Source organism: Gemmiger qucibialis, from assembly GCF_027689445.1.
Lineage (GTDB): Bacteria > Bacillota > Clostridia > Oscillospirales > Ruminococcaceae > Gemmiger > Gemmiger qucibialis.
Genome location: NZ_JAQFEN010000010.1, coordinates 1 through 17,333, shown reverse-complemented (window position 1 = coordinate 17,333; position 17,333 = coordinate 1). Strand labels below are relative to the sequence as shown.

The window sequence follows — 17,333 nt, the reverse complement described above, 5'->3', positions numbered from 1 at the left end:
AATCATGGAATGGCCCAAACTGAAGAATATCTACATCTGTTTCCCCGGCGGACGCCACAAGGTCCTGACAATGAGCTTTGATGACGGCCGGGTGGAGGACCGCCGCCTGGTGGAGCTGTTCAACCGCTACGGCGTGCGGGGCACCTTCAACCTCAATGCCGGGCTGCTGCTGGATGACCGCGTTCCGCCCAGCGAGTGGCGGGACCTGTACCGCGGTCACGAGGTCGCCTGCCACACCTGCCTGCATCCCACGATCGCCCGCAGCCCGCTGGATCAGGTGGCCCGCCAGATTCTGGAGGACCGCCAGGGGCTGGAATCCGTCATGGGATACCCGGTGCGGGGGCTGGCCTACCCCAACGGCAGCTGGACGCCCGAGATCGCGGCGATGCTGCCCTCGCTGGGCATCCGGTACGCCCGCGTCGTCGGCGACACCCACGACTTTGCGATTCCCAATGATTTCATGACCTGGAAATCCACCTGCCACCATACCCATCAGCTGCTGGAGGACGGAAAACGGTTTGCGGCGCTGTTCAAGACCCAGTATCTGTACATGATGTATGTGTGGGGACACAGCTTTGAATTTACCTGCGAGGCCGACTGGGAGCAGATGGAACGGTTCTGCGATCTGGTGGCGGGCCGCGAAGATACCTGGTATGCGACCAATATCGAGATTGTGGACTATCTGGAAGACGCCCGCCGTCTGCAGTTCACCGTTGCGGCGGACATCGTTCACAACCCGGCGGCCCGGTCCATCTGGATCGAGGTGGACGGCGACCGGATCGAAATTCCCGGCGGCGCCACGGTGCAGCTTTCATGAGGGGGAGACTTGATTTTCCCCGGGCAAACTCGTATGATCTAGGGATGGGACCGCGAAAGCTGCCGCGGTTCCTTCGCCGGACTGCCCGCGGCGGCAGGGCGTCCGGCCGGATCGGATACTCCGCCGCGACAAGGGAGGAGACTAGTGGAATTCCCGAAACCTACCAACCGTCAGACCGCGAAGGAAAAACAGCGCAGCCGGTATGAGACGCTGATCTTTACCCGTCTGGTCCTGCTGGTCGCAGTCCCGCTGCTCATTGTGGGCCTGCTGTGCGGCATCCTGTACTACCGCAGCGAGCCCGCCCGCGGCCGCGCCAAACTCGGCGAGGTGGCCGGCAACGCTTCGATGCGGATGACAAGCGTGTTTGACGGACTGCGCAGCTATTACCTGGCGGCCCTGCGAAATTCCAGCTTTACCTGGATGGAAAGCTGTTCGGAAATCCCGTACAGCCGGTACAGCGACCTGCGGGATGCCCAGGAGCTGCTGCGGGGCGGGACCTATATGGATTCCTATGTGGTCGGGTACGAATACATCAATCTCCGCTACGGCTGGGTGCTGAGCAACTACGGCACCTTCCCGCTCGAGCAGATGAAAAATCAGGAGGAAATCCGCACCTTCATCGACAACCAGGCCAGCCAGACCGCCACCCTCTACTGGGTCAACCGCACCGGTGCGGCGCCGCGCCAGACCTCCAGCCTGTGGCTGAACGTGTCGGGGCAGTGCCTCGTGGCACGGATCACCTCGGCCAAGAACGGCCTGGTGGGAATGCTGCTGATCCATCTCGATATGGAATACCTGTCCGAGCTGGCAGGGGAGTGGAAGTCGCTGGGCTATGACGTGGTGCTGCTCGACGCGAACGGCGAGACCGTCACCACCACCGACACCGAGCTGGCCCACGCGCTGGCCGATGCCGGCGACCTCTCGGACGGGCATCTGCGCATCCCCGGCACCATCAGCAACTACCTTGTGCAGGGCCAGGCCATCAACTTCAACGGCATCACCTGTTATGCCGCCTACGACGAACAGCAGAACCTCGGGTCCAGCGTCGCGGCCTTCTGGGTCTCGGTGCTCATCCTGCTGGCCACGGTCGTCGTGCTGCTGGTCTGCCGGTGGAACAGCGCCTTCCTCTATCGTCCCATCCGGGAACTGCTCGACCAGGCCTACGATGTGTTTGGCCGGCGGGAACAGAACCAGGACGAGTTCGACTATCTGACCTCCAGCGTGACCCGCGCTGCCCAGAACCAGAAGGATATGCAAAAGCTGGTACAGGCCCAGCGCCGCCAGCTCGAACAGCAGTTCCTGCTGCACATCCTGCGCAGCGAGGCCAGCCTCGAGGCCATCCACAGCACGATGCAGGAGTTCGGCATCCAGCCCTTTGCCTGCTACCGGCTCCTCGTGCTCAGCATTGTCTTTGAAAAGCAGATGACCGGGTCGGTGCGTGAGGCGGTCGCCCAGACCGTCGCCCAGCGCCTTCCCGCCGAAATCTGCCGCCGGCTCTTCTTCTGTCCGGTGGCCGTGGATGCCACGGTGGTCATGGTGGCCGGCGCCGAGAACGAGGAAACGCTGGCCCACAACGTCGAAACCGTCTACAAGGGCGCGGCCAAGGTGGTCAGCGCCGGGATGGGCTGCCGGTGTGTGGCGGGCGTCAGCCGGGTTTTCACAAGCCCCGAGCAGATCGCCTCGGCCTGGCACGAGGCCAGCGAGGCACTGCGCAGCCGGGGCGCCGCGTCGGAGGAGATGCGCCAGGACCTGACCTACTACACGACGGCCGAGGACAACCACACCGAGCACGGCTATGACACCCTGCTGGAAAACGAGATCATCGCCGCCATGACGGCCTGCAACAAGCGCGAGACCGAGCGGCTCATCGGCGTCTTTCTCGAACGGCTGGAGGAAAAGGGCGTGCGCGGCTATGAGCGGATGTTCTATCTCCAGCGTCTGGTCAGCACCCTGCTGATGGTGGCTGAAAACGCCGGCCTGTCGGTCAGCAAGGTATTGTCCAACCACAGCGACAACCTGTTTGCCGAGATCAGCCGCATTTACAGCAACGACAAGATGCGCACCTTCCTCGTGGAGGAGGTCGCCGTCCCGGTCATGGACCTGCTGGGCAATTTCCGGCGGGACAATACCAGCGAGCTGGTCAAGAACGTGATCGCCCTCATCAAGCAGACCAACGGCGACCTGACCCTCAACGAGTGCGCCGAAAAGCTCAACTATTCGGCCAGCTATATCTGGAAAGTCCTCAAGAACGAGCGCAACACCAACTTCACCGACCTCGTCGCTTCCCAGAAACTCGAGATGGCCAAGGAACTGCTGCTCACCACCGATATGTCGGTGGCCCAGGTGGCCGACACGCTGCACTACTCCAACGTGCAGAACTTCATCCGGTTCTTCAGCCGCGAGGTCGGCATGACCCCCGGCAAGTACAAAAAAGAATACCAGACGGGCAAGAAAAAGCCCTGACGGCCCGCACCCCCGACGGTTGTTCCGCCGGGGGTATTTTTTTGCCCCGCAACGCAAACACTAGCTGCGGAAAAAAAGTTTGCAGAAGGGGGTTGACAAAATGAACTGTAAATTATATAATTACAGTGTAATCTGAAACAAAAAGATTTACAGTTTAGCACCGACACGGTGCAAAAATCCGAACACCTACCTTATATATAAAGGAGAAGTATTATGAATAAGAATCCTCTGACTTCCGCCAATTTTGACCAGACCATCGCCAACGGTGTGACCCTCGTGGATCTGTGGGCGCCGTGGTGCGGCTACTGCCGCCGGATCGCCCCGGCCGTTGAAGCGCTGGCCGATGAGCTGGACGGCCGCATCCGGGTTGCCGGCGTCAATGTGGACGACGCGCCGGATGTCGCCGCACGGTTCGGCGTCAACACCATCCCCACGCTGCTGCTGTTCAAGGACGGCCGCCTGCTGGGCCGGCCCTTTGTGGGACCGCGTTCCCAGGCAGACATCCGGGAATATCTGTCGGCCAACGGCGTACTGTAAGACAAGGAGGCAGCCATGAACAACGCGGTTGATGTACTGGTGCTCGGCGGGGGACCCGGCGGCTACACGGCCGCGCTCTATGCGGCGCGGGCAGGTCTGTCGGTCCTGGTGCTGGAGCGGCTCTCCGCCGGCGGCCAGATGGCCACCACCGGCACGGTGGAGAATTACCCCGGCTTTGAGGACGGGGTGGACGGGTTTGAACTGGGCGAGAAGATGCAGCGCCAGGCCCAGCGCTTCGGCGCCCGGACGGTGCTGGCCGAAGTCCGCGAGGTTGCGCTGACCGAGTCCCCCAAGCGGGTGGAGACCGACCGCGGCACCTTCCTGGGGCGCACGGTGGTGGTGGCCACCGGCGCCGAAGCCCGGGAACTGGGCGTCCCCGGCGAGGCGGCTCTGCGGGGCCGCGGGGTGAGCTACTGCGCCACCTGCGACGGGATGCTCTACCGCGGGCGGGAAGTGGCGATCGTGGGCGGCGGCAACACCGCCGTCGGCGATGCCCTGACGCTGGCCCGGCTGGCCGGGCGTGTGACGCTGATCCATCGGCGGGACGCGCTGCGGGCCTCTGCCGTTTACCTTGACAAGCTCCGGGAAAATGGTGTAAATATTGTATGGAACACCGAGGTCAAGGCGCTGCAGGGCGATGACCGGCTCACCGGCCTGGTCCTGCGCAACAAGGTCACGGGGGAGGAAAGCACCCTGCCGGTGGACGGCCTGTTTGTCGCCGTCGGGCGCCGGCCCGAGACCGCTCTGTTCCGCGGGCAGCTCGAAACCGACGAGGCGGGCTACCTGATCGCCGACGAGACCACCCGGACATCGCTGCCCGGCGTCTACGCGGTGGGCGACGTGCGCCGCAAACCGGTCCGTCAGATCCTGACAGCCGCCGCGGACGGTGCCGTTGCCGCACATTATATCGAGGAATATCTGGCCGGGAACCGGGCGTGACGCCGCTTCCCGGTACGCAACGGGAGGAACGGCATGAAGAGCGATTTCAGCGTGGCGGTCCATGCGCTGGTGTATCTGAGCGTCAAGGGCTGCACGCTCTCCAGCGATGCGCTGGCCGACAACATCTGTACCAACGCGGCGCGGGTGCGCAAGGTCATGGCCCGCCTGAAAAAGGCCGGCCTGGTGGGCGCCCGGGAGGGAAGTGAGGGCGGTTTCTGCCCCCAGGTTCCCCCCGCCGAGCTCACGCTGGACCGGGTGGCGGCCGCCGTGGACACCGCCTTTGTGGAGTCCGGCTGGCACAGCGGCGCCGCCGACCGCAACTGCGCCATCTGTGCCGGCATGGCCGGCGTGATGGATGAGATCTATGCCGATCTCGACGCCGGCTGCCGCCGCCGTCTGGCCGGTGTGACCATCGCCGATATCGAGGACCGTCTTTTTGCGGGCAAGCCGCTCTTTGCGGCGGAACAGGAGTTGACAGATGGGATTTGATCTGTCCGTCGGCATCTCGGCGGTGACCGTTTTCCTGCAGGGGCTGCTCAGCGTCTTTTCCCCCTGCGTGCTGCCCCTCATCCCGCTGTATATCGGGTATCTGGCCGGCGGAACGGCGGCGGTGCAGCCGGACGGCACCATCCGCTATCCGCGTCGCCGCGTGCTGGTCAACACCCTGTTCTTTGTGCTGGGCATCAGCTTCGCCTTCTTCCTGCTCGGCATGGGCTTCACGGCGCTGGGCCGCTTCTTCAGCGGCAACCGCACCCTGTTCACCCGGTGCAGCGGCGTGCTGATCCTGGTGTTCGGCCTGTACCAGCTGGGCATCTTTGGCCGCAGCAGCGCGATGGACAGCGAACACCGCTTCCATCTGCCCCTCAACCGGCTGGCCATGAACCCCCTGACCGCGCTGCTCCTCGGCTTTACCTTCAGCTTTGCCTGGACGCCCTGCGTGGGTCCGGCGCTGTCCGGCGTGCTGCTCATGGCCTCCAGCGCGCCCGAGCGGGGATTTTTGCTCATCGGGGTGTACACCCTCGGCTTTGTGATTCCCTTCCTGCTGGTGGGACTGTTCACCGGCACCGTGCTGGACCTTTTCAAAAAATACCACAACGTCGTGCGGTATACCACCCGCATCGGCGCCGTCCTGCTGATCCTGATGGGTCTGATGACGCTGACCGGCTTCACCGGGCGGCTCAGCGGGGTGCTGTCCCAGACGGGCGGCAGTCCGTCGGCCTCGTCCGGTGCGGCGCCCCAGGTCACCGCCACGCCCGCTCCCACCGAGGAGCCCGAGACCGACCCCGACGCCATCCCGGCCCCCGACTTCACGCTGGTGGACCAGTACGGCGAGGAACACACCCTGTCGGAATACCGCGGCAAGACGGTGTTCCTGAACTTCTGGGCCACCTGGTGCGGCCCCTGCCAGAGCGAGATGCCCGAGATCCAGTCGCTCTATGAGTCTTACGGCAGCAACGGCGAGGACCTGATCGTGCTGGGCGTCGCCAACCCCAGCAGCGCCGAAAATCCCCGCGCCGTGGACGGCAGCATCGACGAGGTCAGCGGATTCCTGTCGGACAACGGCTACACCTTCCCGGTGGTCATGGACACCACCGGCGATGTGCTCAGCGCCTACGGCATTTCCGCCTTCCCGACCACCTTCATGATCGACACCGAGGGCAACGTCTTCGGCTATGTGACCGGTCAGCTGACCGCCGACATGATGGAGAGCATCGTCACCCAGACCATGACCGGGCAGCGGGTCTCCTGAACCACAACGACAAAACGCCCCCGCAGATTCTGTGGGTGCTCATAAGAAAGTAATTTGAAAGAATTACAATTATGGCATCTGTCAGGCAGGATTGGGTAACGAATAAATACGCCGTATTCAGCAGATTTTGCTGGATACGGCGTATTTTCTTGCCTATTTACGCTTCCTTTTCCCTTTTCCGTGTGTCATGTTGCTTTTGCCGCGCCGATTTATGGGGTTTTTCATGTGCTTGGACAGCCGCAGCACCTCAATCAGATTGACAAACTGCTCTTTGGTGATGGCATCGTAGTCAATGCCGAGTGTGGCCAAGAGTGCCCGCGCCTTCTTTTCGTCGCTGCTGCCTTTAAAGTTCATGGCAGTCTGTAACTGCTGCTGTACTTGTGCTGCGGCGGACGGCTCGTCTGCCGTTGTGCTGTCGGTCTTGTGGGCTTCCCGAATATCGCGGAGTATTTCGTTCAGGTCATCCGAAACCACATGGCTGAAGTATTCTTCCTCCGGCACCTGCGCCAATTCCAGCGTGCGGAGATAGAGATCGTTGGCACTATCCTCTCGCTTGGACAGCACCATTTGACGCACGGCCTCCAGCACAGTGTTCATGTCGTTGATCCGCATATCCGCGATACGGTCAACATAAATTTCTGCATCCAGCATCAACCGCTGAAAATCTTTGTGGCAAATCAGCTCCGACAGCAGCCGGTGATTGAATTGCCCCGCCTTCAATACTTCAATCGCATCGTCACCCAAATGCAGAGCATCCAGCTCTGTGTTTGGGTGATTTTTTCTTTCTGTCAATCCCATCAAGTAATCGGCGGATACCCCATAAAACTTTGCCAGCGCCGCGATGCTGAACGGGCTGATGTCCTTGAAATCGTCCGCCTCATATTTGCCGAGGGCGGCGCGGGAAATGCCTGTTGCCTCGGAAAGCTGTTCCAGTATCAGGTTGCGCTCTGTCCGCAAATCTTTAAGCCGCTCCGGGATCGTCAGTTTGATATTCATATCCGCGCCCCCTCTCGTTCTGCTTCCCATTATAGCACAGATTTCTATAAGCGTGGAAATTTCCGCTTTTCGCACCCTTTTTCCAACCTCTTGGATATACGGGAACAGGCCCGATTTTTCGTTAAACTGTACTTGTCGGGAGGCAACAGCACCTTGAAAATTACATGACCGTCCGAATGGGATACCCCCGGCAGGGGAAGCAGCGCCATGACCCCATGTGTTTGAAAGCACGGGAGAGCGTGCCAATGCCGGAATACGCCGCTGAAAAGCCAGGGGCAGGAACGGCATTCGGAAAGAGCGGCAAAAATACAGCGATATTTTCAAAGGAAGTGAAAACAGCGAAAAATCCGGCGTTTTCATATTGATAACGCCATTAAAGCACGATACACCGGATAGCGAAGAGGGTACGCTGTCTGGCGTGTGATTATTCCAACCCGCGAAAATCCACGCGAAACGGTGAAGCTGAACCTTGCCCTGTGTGAGCAGGGCTTCACAAAGAGCGGAGAAAACAGTTATTCGCAAACCATCATCATTTGCCTAATGATGAACTCGATACACGTACCAGCGCACCGGCTTCACTGCCAAGCAAACGAAAAAAGGAGGGCATGCACCAGTGAATGGTTTTACCCGCGAGGACCTGGGCTGTGACCGTGGCGGCCGTATGTTCAGCATGATCAACCGCGTGGATGCGCCAGAAAGTAAAGCTTACCTGGAACTGTTCGACCAGCTGTGGAACGACCAAAGCCACCTGAAAGACGTCACAGACAAAGTCCTGGAGAGCATCACCACCGCCTACCAAGAGAATAGCCCCGAATTCCTCTACTTTTATGCACTTTACAACATTTTTGGCAGCTTTTTGGAGCAGGTCAATGAGGACGATCTGCCCAGCGAAGCCAACGGCTTCAAGGAAAGCCAGGTCTGGAACAAACTGTACACCTTCCAGAAAGACGCTGTGATTGCCATTATCAGCAAGCTGGAACAATATAACGGCTGTATCCTGGCGGACAGCGTCGGCTTGGGCAAAACCTTCACCGCTCTGGCCGTCATCAAATACTATGAGAACCGCAACCTGCGGGTGTTAGTTCTTTGCCCTAAAAAGCTCAGCGACAACTGGATGACCTATAAGGCCAACTATGTCAACAATCCCATCGCCGGGGATCGCCTGCGCTATGACGTACTCTACCACACGGATCTAAGCCGGGACAAAGGATTTTCCGGCGAGATCGACCTGAGTAAACTGAACTGGAGCGCCTACGACCTGGTCGTGATCGATGAATCCCACAATTTCCGCAATGGCGGGGATGTGGACAATGAGGGAAAAGAAAACCGTTACACCCGCCTGATGAACAAAGTCATCCGCCCCGGTGCGCGCACACGTGTGCTGATGCTGTCGGCCACGCCGGTGAACAACCGCTTTTACGATCTGCGTAACCAGCTGGCACTGGCCTACGAGGGCGATAGCAGCGAATGGCAGGGCAAACTGGACATCAGCCGCAGCGTGGAGGAGGTTTTCCGCAACGCGCAGAAGGTGTTCAACGAGTGGAGCAAGCTGGACGTCGCCAGCCGCACCACCGACCAGCTGATGCAGATGCTGGATTTTGAATTTTTCCAAATTCTGGACGCCGTAACCATTGCCCGGTCCCGCCGCCACATTGAAAAATACTATGATGTCAGCGAAATCGGCAAATTCCCGACCCGGCTGCCGCCCATTTCCAAACGGCCGCCGCTGACCGACCTGCCCGGCGCCATCTCCTACAGCGAGATCTATGATGACCTGCTCAGCCTGACTTTAAGTATCTACACCCCAACCAACTACATTCTACCAAGCAAGCTGGAGAAATACGCCAAACTGAACCATGAGGGCAAAAACCACCTGACCCAGGCGGGCCGCGAGCAGGGCATCCGCCGACTGATGAGCATCAATCTGCTAAAGCGTCTGGAAAGCTCCCTTCATTCCTTCCAGCTGACGCTGGGACGAATCGAACAGCTGATCGCGCAGACACTTGACACCATCGCGCATTATGATCCAACCGCCACACTGGAGCTGAACGACCTGAGCGGTGTGGCCGACCTGGATGCCGATGACCAGGAATCCGATCTGTTCACGGTGGGCCGCAAGGTCAAGATCGAACTGGCCGACATGGACTATGTGACCTGGCGCAAAGACCTGGAGGAAGATCAACATACGTTGCGAATGCTGCTGAAGGCCGTATCGCAGATCACACCGGCACACGACAGCAAACTGCGAATGCTGCTGGATACAATAACGGAAAAAATCGAGCATCCGATCAACCCCGGCAACAAAAAAGTCATCATATTCACGGCATTTTCCGATACAGCGCAGTATCTTTACGATCATGTCAGCGCATTTGCCGGGGAAAAGTACGGTTTGAACACTGCGTTGGTCACCGGATCGGTGGAGGGCCGCACCACCATCCCCAAATTCAAGGCGGACTTGAACAACGTGCTGACCTGCTTCTCGCCACGCTCTAAGGACAAAGCCGCCCTGATGCCGGATGGCCCCGACATTGACCTTCTGATCGCCACCGACTGCATTTCGGAAGGCCAGAACCTGCAGGACTGCGACTGCCTGATCAACTACGACATTCACTGGAACCCGGTTCGTCTGGTGCAGCGGTTTGGGCGGATCGACCGTATTGGCAGCAAAAACGATGTGATCCAGCTGATCAATTTCTGGCCGGACATGGACCTGGACTCCTACATCAATCTGAAAGGCCGGGTAGAGACCCGCATGAAGGCACTGGTCATGACCTCCACCGGCGATGACAACCTGCTCAGCCCGGAGGAACAGGGCAACTTGGAATACCGGCGAGAGCAGCTCAAGCGGTTGCAAACCGAGGTGGTGGACCTGGAGGAGATGGGCACCGGCGTCTCCATCACCGATCTGGGCCTGAACGAGTTCCGCATGGAAGTGATGGAGTATGCCAAGCGCCACCCGGAACTGGAGACCACCCCCGGCGGCATCAGCGCCGTGACACAGGCTCTGCCGGACGCTCCGGCGGGCGTGGTGTTCGTGCTGAAAAATGTGCACAACGAGATCAACATCAACGACCGCAACCGACTGCACCCCTATTATCTGGTCTACCTGACCGAGGAGGGAGAGATCGTCTACGACCATCTTTCCCCGCGCAGCACATTGGAGACCATGCGCCAGCTGTGCCACGGCAAAACCGAGCCGATTCAGGCGCTGTGCCGTGCCTTTAACGAGGAGACCCGCTGCGGTGAAGAGATGCAGCTGTACTCTGACCTGCTGGAGGAGGCGGTGCTCTCCATCGTGGATGCCAAGGAGGACAGCGACCTGGACAGCCTGTTCCGCGCAGGCGGCACCACGGCGCTGCTGAACCAGATCTCCGGTTTGGATGATTTTGAACTGATCTGTTTTCTGGTGGTCAAGGAGGGATGAACCATGCTTTCGTTTCCTACTTCCACGGTGTTTGAACGCCGCATCCCCAAGCAGAAGTTTTATCAGAATCTGGATGTCACGGCGGAGGTCAAACGTCTGTTTATCGAGCAAATCAAACTGATCACCTGGGCCAACAAGCTGTCGGCGCAGACGATGAACCTGGCGCCGGGGCAGACAGTGCAAGAGATCGAGGTGTTCCGCATCCGCATGGCGGGCGATGTGCTGGATAGCCGTGTGCTGAACCTGATGGACAAGCAGATCCCCTACCATCTGCTGTTTGTGCTGGAACGGTCGGACGGGAAATGCCAGCTTTCGGTGACTTACAAGGAAGCCAGCCAGAGCGGCGGCAGTGCCTTCCAGCTGCGGCAGAACTACCGCACCGTCTGGCAGACGCCGGAGGCGTTGACGCTGAACTTGACCGGCCTGAATATGGACGCGCTGTATGAGGGCATCGTCCGGCAAATTGCCGGCGATGCCCTGGCCGCGCCAAAGGCGGAGACCTTGCAGGCGGCTGTGGAGCAGGCCCAGGCGTGGGAGAAGCTGCAAAAGCAGATCGACCAGCTGAAAAGCCGGATGCGCAAGGAAAAGCAGCTGGCGAAGCAGATGGAGATCAGGAGAGAGATACAGAGATTGGAGAGTGGAGTTGATGCCGCTTACAAAGGATAAGTATTTTGAGCTTATTGATTCGAATTCGGATTATCCGCACTTCCGGTGTGCCCTTGGTGCTTATATTCCCGGCTCCTTATACAAATATTTTAGTATTCCTGATGACTCCGATGAGGCCCGGAAGCGATTTGAACAATTAAAATCCGGGGAAATATGGTTTTCAAAGCGAAGTGGTTTGAATGACCCATTTGAGTTTGAACATATTGCCTTAAAGGGCGCTCAGAACGATGCACGACAATATTATCTTAATAAGCAGCAGGAGCTGGAAGTATGCTGTTTTTCGGCTCTACTTTATAACAAACTTATGTGGTCGCATTATGCTGCCGGTTATAAGGGATACTGTGTAGAGTTTAGAGTCGAGTCACCAGAACGTTTCTATCCAGTAATTTATGAAAATGAAGTCCCTGATTTAAGTCAGGAATACCAGCGGTTTTATGATATGCGCAATGAGATGTGTGCTAACCCATCACTCGTTTTGAATAACTACGAGAACCGAAAGGTTCTTCTCCGTATTAACTATCCGCTGTTTAGCAAAGATACGTGTTGGAGTTATGAAGAGGAGTATCGCATTTTAGACAGCTCAACGGTATCGAATGGAGAGCTCCAGCAAATGACGACCAATGGACTTCGCGTGACAAAAATCATTGCTGGTGCATTTTGCACAGATTTGAATTTTCAAAGACTAAAAGAAGTCGCCGGTGCTTTGAATGTTCCCCTTTCTAAAATTGGCTGGGATAGTAATTTACGCTTAAATGAGGTTCCACTGCCATAACAATACGAGGTGAAAATCATGGACAAACTAAAAATGGAAACGTCGGATATGGCAGCAGAGAATATTGAAAAAATTGGGGCTTTGTTCCCCTCGGCTGTTACCGAGATGCGGGGCGAGGATGGCAGCATCAAAAAGGGCGTCAACTTTGAAATGCTCAAGCAACTGCTGAGCCCGGATGTGGTGGAGGAAGGCGATGAACGGTATGAGTTTACCTGGGTGGGCAAGAAGCAGGCCATAGCCGAAGCCGCCCGCCCCACCACCAAGACGCTGCGCCCGGTAAAGGAGGACAGCCGCAACTGGGACGCCACCGAAAACCTGTACATCGAGGGCGATAACCTGGAAGTGCTGAAAATCCTGCAGGAGAGCTACTTGGGCAAGGTCAAGATGATTTACATTGATCCGCCCTACAACACTGGCCACGACTTTATTTATCGGGATGACTTTGGGATGAGCCGAGAAGAGTGGAGTGAAAAAAGTGGAGAGTTGAGTGAAGACGGCGACCGACTGTTCGAGAACACCGAGAGCAATGGGAGGTTTCACTCTGATTGGTGCAGTATGACGTATTCCCGGCTGATGTTGGCAAGGAATTTGTTAACGGAGGATGGGGTCGTTTTCATTTCTCTTGATGATGGCGAAATTGAAAATTTGCGTGAAATATGTAATGAAGTTTTCGGTGAGCAAAACTTTCTTGCACAATGCGTCAGAAAACGCAGGGATAGCCAAGCAAATTTATCAAAAAATATATCCCCTATACACGAGTATGTCGTTTTGTACGCCAAGAGTAACGGAAATCTTCTCAATAAAATTAGTGCTCATATCAATGAGCGTGATTATAAAAATCCCGACAATGACCCTCGCGGACCTTACAAAACCATGCCATGTACAAACAAGGGTGGTGCCATATATAGTGTTATGACGCCAAGCGGAAAGACCATAACCGAAGAATGGCGCTTTAAGCGAGAAACCTATGATCGCTTACTGAATGATAATCGCTTGGTATTTCCTAGAGACGGCGATGGAAAGCCAAGATATAAACTGTTTCTGTCAGAAAAGAAATCTGAAGGACAGCTGGCAAATACTTGGCTCGACTTTTTGGCATCTAACCAAGAGGCCACTCGAGAGATTAAATCCTTATTTGGAAATTCAACCATTTTTAGCACTCCCAAGCCGGTAGAATTAATAAAATTCTGTATGGATTTGGCAACAAAAACTGACTCTATCGTTCTCGACTTCTTCTCCGGCTCCGCCACCACTGCCCACGCGGTCATGCAGCTCAACGCCGAGGACGGCGGGCACCGCAAGTTCATCATGGTACAGCTCCCCGAACCCTGCGACGAAAACAGTGAAGCCTTCAAAGCAGGTTACAAAAACATTTGCGAAATCGGCAAAGAGCGCATCCGCCGCGCCGGTGAGAAAATCAAAGAAGAAAACCCGCTGACTACCCAAAATCTGGACATCGGCTTCCGCGTGTTCCGTGTGGATGAGAGCAATATGAAAAACGTCTACTATCATCCCGAGGAGGTCACCCAGCTGATGCTGGGCGAGACGGTCAGCAACATCAAGGAGGACCGCACCGACCTGGACCTGCTCTACGCCTGCCTGCTGGATTGGGGCGTGGAGATCAATCTGTCCCACACCAGCACCCAGGTGGCGGGCTGCACCGTACATAACGTGGACAACGGCGCCCTGGCCGCCTGCTTTGACAAGGCGGTTCCCCGCGCCGTGGTCGAGTACATAGCCAACCTGCAGCCGCTGCGGGCGGTATTCCGCGACAGCGCCTTTGCCACCGATGCCGAAAAGATCAACGTGACGGAGATCTTCAAAAATCTTTCGCCCGACACGAAGGTGAAGGTGATCTGATGAAACTCAAATTCAAACATCAGCCCTTCCAGGCAGAGGCTGCAGCTGCGGTCTGTGATGTATTCAACGACCAGCCGCTGCGTACCGCCAATTACCGCATCGATCTGGGCGATACCACCAATATGCAGCAGCGCATGGATTTTAGCGAGGTGGGCTTCCGCAATCATCCGCTGGTGCCGGAGCTGACCCGCAGCCGGATTTTAGAGAACCTGCGCGCGGTGCAGATCCGTAACAATCTGAAACCATCCGATGCTTTGGCCGGTCCCGGCATCAACCTGACCATCGAGATGGAGACCGGCACTGGCAAAACTTACACCTACGTCAAAACCATGTACGAGCTCAATCGCCGCTACGGCTGGAGCAAATTTATTATAGTGGTGCCCTCGGTGGCCATCCGGGAAGGCGTGGCCAAATCGCTGGAAACGACCCAGCAGCATTTTTCTGATGAGTACGGCAAGAAGATTCGCTTTTTTACCTACTCCTCGGACAAGCTGACCGAAGTGGACAACTTTGCCTCGGACAGCGGCATCTATGCCATGATCATCAATATGCAGGCGTTCAATTCCAGCAAAAACCAGAAGATCATCGACAAAAAGCTGGACAGCTTCCGCAGCCGCCGTCCCATCGACATCATCGCCCAAACCAACCCGATCCTGATCATCGATGAACCACAGAGCGTGGAGGGCAAACAGACCAAAGAAAGCCTAAAAAAGTTCAACGCTCTGTTCACGCTGCGCTATTCCGCCACCCACAAAGAAAAATATGATATGGTTTACCGCCTGGACGCTATGGATGCCTACAACCAGCATCTTGTCAAAAAGATCGCGGCGTTGGGCATCACGCTGACAGGTACTACCGCCACCAATAGTTTTGTCTATGTGGAAGGCGTGGACATTTACAAGAACAAGGCCCCCACGGCCCGCCTGGGTTTTGAGATAAAGGGCAAGACCGGCACCCGCACCATGGTGCGCAAGGTGCAGGGCGGCGACGACCTGTACACCCTCTCCGGCGAGCTGGACGAATACGCCGACCGCTTTGTGATTTTGCCGGACGGCATCGATGGGCGGGACAACTCGGTCACCTTCCTCAATGGCCTCAAACTCTACGCTGGACAAATTAGCGGCAACGAGCAGATGACAGCCTTGCAGCGCCGGATTCAAATCCGGGAGACCATCCGTACCCATATCCAGCGGGAGCGGGAATTGTATCCCAGGGGCATCAAGGTGCTGTCACTGTTTTTCATCGACGAAGTATCCAAGTACCGCCTATATGACGGCGACAACGACGATGGCCGCAACGGCGAGTATGCCAAAATGTTCGAGGAGGAGTACGAAAACGTTGTGGGCCAGATGCAGCGCCAGTTTGGCGATGACGCCTATCTGCATTATCTGGACGGCATTGACGTGCACAAGACCCACCAGGGGTATTTTTCTATCGACAAAAAGAAGGGCAAAAAAGCCCGCTTTGTGGAAGGAAAGATCGACCGCAAAACGCAGCTGTCCGATGATGTGGATGCCTACGACCTGATCATGAAGGACAAGGAACGGCTGCTCAGCCTGGACGAACCGGTGCGGTTTATCTTTTCCCACTCGGCCCTGCGCGAAGGCTGGGACAATCCCAACGTGTTCCAGATTTGCACACTGAAACCTCAGAGCGAGTCTGAGATCCGCAGCCGCCAGGAGATCGGTCGCGGCCTACGCCTGTGTGTCAACCAGCAGGGCGAGCGCATGGACGAAAGCGTCCTGGGCCGAGACGTGCAGGAGCTGAACAAGCTGACGCTGATCACCGACCTGGAGTATGGAAAATTTGCCGAGGCACTGCAAACCGGCTTGGCGGAGTCGCTGGCAGACCGCCCGCAGAAGGTGGACACCCAGCTGTTTGTAGGCCGCACGCTGGTCGACGCCAACGGCGAACAGGTCCATGTTACGCAGGACCTGGCCAACGCAATCTACGAAGATCTGATCCAGAACGATTATGTAAAACGCGGCAAACTGACCGACAAATATTTTGCTGATAAAGAAATCGGGAGCTTTCATGTTGCCAGCGAGGTGTCGGGATATGCAGATTCGGTGGTGCGGATTTTGTCCGGCGTATACGATGCTCATACCATGGCCCCGGAAAACGCCCACAGCAACAATGTGCAAGCCATCGTAGACGAAGAAAAACTGCACAAGGCTGAGTTTCTAAACCTATGGAATCGGATCAACCACAAGTCCTTTTATACTGTTCAGTTTGACACGCCGGAATTGATCGACCACTCCATTCGGGCGCTGGACTCCAAATTGAATGTGACCCGCGTGCAGATCAACCTGGAATATGGAGAGCAGACAGCGCGGTTGGAATCGCGGGAACAGTTGGAGCAGGGAAAAGGCTTCCAGAAAGCCCGCAGCGACCGCGAGTCCGCCAAGTATGCGCCGCTTGGCAGCGTGCGGTACGACCTTGTCGGCAAGCTGGTGGAGGAAACCGGTCTGACGCGGGCCACCGTGGCCGCCATTTTGCGGGGAATCGCCCCGCAGACCTTTTCCCAGTTCCGCATCAACCCGGAGGAGTTCATCTTGAAAGCCGCCCGCTTGATTAATGACGAGAAAGCCACCCAGATCATCGAGCATATCACCTATAACCGGCTGGATGCAGCCTACGACCAGGATGTTTTTACCAGGGCTACACTGCGCGGCAAACTGGATGTCAACGCCATGGAGGCCAACCGCAGCCTGTACAGCCATGTGATCTACGACTCGGACAATGAACGCAGGTTTGCACAAGAGCTGGATGTCAGTGACCAAGTGGCGGTGTATGTAAAATTGCCCGGTAGTTTCTATATTTCGACCCCGGTTGGAAAATACAACCCTGACTGGGCGATCGCTTTTAACGAGGGCAGCGTGAAGCACATCTACTTTGTCGCCGAAACCAAAGGCAATCTCGACACTATGGAGCTACGCGGCGTAGAAAATGCAAAGATCGAATGCGCCAAAAAACATTTTGCTGCCATCAGCAATGGCAGCGTGGTTTACAGCGTGGTAGACAATTATAGCACCTTGATGCAGCTGGTAAGTAACTGATCCCAAGGGCGCATTATCCGAGATATTCAATTATCCGAGGAGAATCTTAA

12 protein-coding genes are annotated in these 17,333 nt (G+C 56.9%); 11 read left to right on the top strand and 1 reads right to left on the bottom strand.

Going from position 1 to position 17,333, the window contains the following annotated elements; translation table 11 throughout:
* Positions 1-4 precede the first annotated feature (4 nt).
* From PG062_RS12400 to PG062_RS12375, 6 genes are all read left to right on the top strand, one after another.
* On the top strand, positions 5-817 hold the full coding sequence (locus PG062_RS12400; RefSeq protein WP_113998973.1) for a polysaccharide deacetylase family protein: 813 nt from the start codon (positions 5-7) through the stop codon (positions 815-817).
* A gap of 144 nt (positions 818-961) precedes the next feature.
* Entirely contained in the window at positions 962-3,280 is a 2,319-nt protein-coding gene (locus tag PG062_RS12395) for a helix-turn-helix domain-containing protein (protein WP_113998974.1), read from the top strand.
* Positions 3,281-3,493: 213 nt separating this feature from the next.
* Positions 3,494-3,817: a thioredoxin family protein gene (locus tag PG062_RS12390; RefSeq protein WP_113998975.1), complete on the top strand. Its 324-nt coding sequence runs from the start codon at positions 3,494-3,496 to the stop codon at positions 3,815-3,817.
* Positions 3,818-3,832: 15 nt separating this feature from the next.
* On the top strand, positions 3,833-4,756 hold the full coding sequence (gene trxB, locus PG062_RS12385; protein ID WP_113998976.1) for a thioredoxin-disulfide reductase: 924 nt from the start codon (positions 3,833-3,835) through the stop codon (positions 4,754-4,756).
* Positions 4,757-4,789: 33 nt separating this feature from the next.
* Positions 4,790-5,245, top strand: coding sequence for an RrF2 family transcriptional regulator (locus PG062_RS12380; RefSeq protein ID WP_113998977.1), 456 nt, complete (start codon positions 4,790-4,792; stop codon positions 5,243-5,245).
* Positions 5,235-6,506: a redoxin family protein gene (locus PG062_RS12375; RefSeq protein WP_113998978.1), complete on the top strand. Its 1,272-nt coding sequence runs from the start codon at positions 5,235-5,237 to the stop codon at positions 6,504-6,506. Before PG062_RS12380 ends, PG062_RS12375 begins: the two co-directional genes overlap by 11 nt.
* Positions 6,507-6,659: 153 nt before the next feature.
* On the opposite strand, the gene PG062_RS12370 is transcribed toward PG062_RS12375, so the two are convergent.
* Complete coding sequence (locus tag PG062_RS12370) at positions 6,660-7,862, bottom strand: helix-turn-helix domain-containing protein (protein ID WP_333559425.1); 1,203 nt, start codon at positions 7,860-7,862, stop codon at positions 6,660-6,662.
* A 253-nt stretch (positions 7,863-8,115) separates the two neighbouring features.
* Between PG062_RS12370 and PG062_RS12365 the strand changes: the two genes are divergently transcribed.
* Genes PG062_RS12365 through PG062_RS12345 form a run of 5 tightly spaced genes read left to right on the top strand, consistent with a single transcriptional unit; the run spans position 8,116 to position 17,283 of the window.
* The gene (locus tag PG062_RS12365) at positions 8,116-10,926 is read left to right on the top strand and encodes a helicase-related protein (RefSeq protein WP_333559424.1); all 2,811 of its coding nucleotides are present in this window, start codon (positions 8,116-8,118) and stop codon (positions 10,924-10,926) included.
* A gap of 3 nt (positions 10,927-10,929) precedes the next feature.
* Positions 10,930-11,592 (top strand): DUF4391 domain-containing protein, encoded by a 663-nt coding sequence (locus PG062_RS12360; protein ID WP_270752521.1) that lies wholly within the window; start codon positions 10,930-10,932, stop codon positions 11,590-11,592.
* Positions 11,573-12,364, top strand: coding sequence for a DUF2971 domain-containing protein (locus tag PG062_RS12355; protein ID WP_270752520.1), 792 nt, complete (start codon positions 11,573-11,575; stop codon positions 12,362-12,364). Before PG062_RS12360 ends, PG062_RS12355 begins: the two co-directional genes overlap by 20 nt.
* Positions 12,365-12,382: 18 nt before the next feature.
* Positions 12,383-14,224, top strand: coding sequence for a site-specific DNA-methyltransferase (locus tag PG062_RS12350; RefSeq protein WP_270752519.1), 1,842 nt, complete (start codon positions 12,383-12,385; stop codon positions 14,222-14,224).
* The gene (locus PG062_RS12345) at positions 14,224-17,283 is read left to right on the top strand and encodes a type III restriction-modification system endonuclease (RefSeq protein WP_113998981.1); all 3,060 of its coding nucleotides are present in this window, start codon (positions 14,224-14,226) and stop codon (positions 17,281-17,283) included. Before PG062_RS12350 ends, PG062_RS12345 begins: the two co-directional genes overlap by 1 nt.
* Positions 17,284-17,333: the final 50 nt, after the last annotated feature.

Bases quoted from the DNA above. Each gene is read 5' to 3' on its own strand.
- PG062_RS12400 (WP_113998973.1), top strand. From the start codon at position 5: ATGGAATGGCCCAAACTGAAGAATATCTACATCTGTTTCCCCGGCGGA.
- PG062_RS12390 (WP_113998975.1), top strand. From the start codon at position 3,494: ATGAATAAGAATCCTCTGACTTCCGCCAATTTTGACCAGACCATCGCC.
- trxB (WP_113998976.1), top strand. From the start codon at position 3,833: ATGAACAACGCGGTTGATGTACTGGTGCTCGGCGGGGGACCCGGCGGC.
- PG062_RS12380 (WP_113998977.1), top strand. From the start codon at position 4,790: ATGAAGAGCGATTTCAGCGTGGCGGTCCATGCGCTGGTGTATCTGAGC.
- PG062_RS12375 (WP_113998978.1), top strand. From the start codon at position 5,235: ATGGGATTTGATCTGTCCGTCGGCATCTCGGCGGTGACCGTTTTCCTG.
- PG062_RS12370 (WP_333559425.1), bottom strand. From the start codon at position 7,862: ATGAAAACGCCGGATTTTTCGCTGTTTTCACTTCCTTTGAAAATATCG.
- PG062_RS12360 (WP_270752521.1), top strand. From the start codon at position 10,930: ATGCTTTCGTTTCCTACTTCCACGGTGTTTGAACGCCGCATCCCCAAG.
- PG062_RS12355 (WP_270752520.1), top strand. From the start codon at position 11,573: ATGCCGCTTACAAAGGATAAGTATTTTGAGCTTATTGATTCGAATTCG.
- PG062_RS12350 (WP_270752519.1), top strand. From the start codon at position 12,383: ATGGACAAACTAAAAATGGAAACGTCGGATATGGCAGCAGAGAATATT.
- PG062_RS12345 (WP_113998981.1), top strand. From the start codon at position 14,224: ATGAAACTCAAATTCAAACATCAGCCCTTCCAGGCAGAGGCTGCAGCT.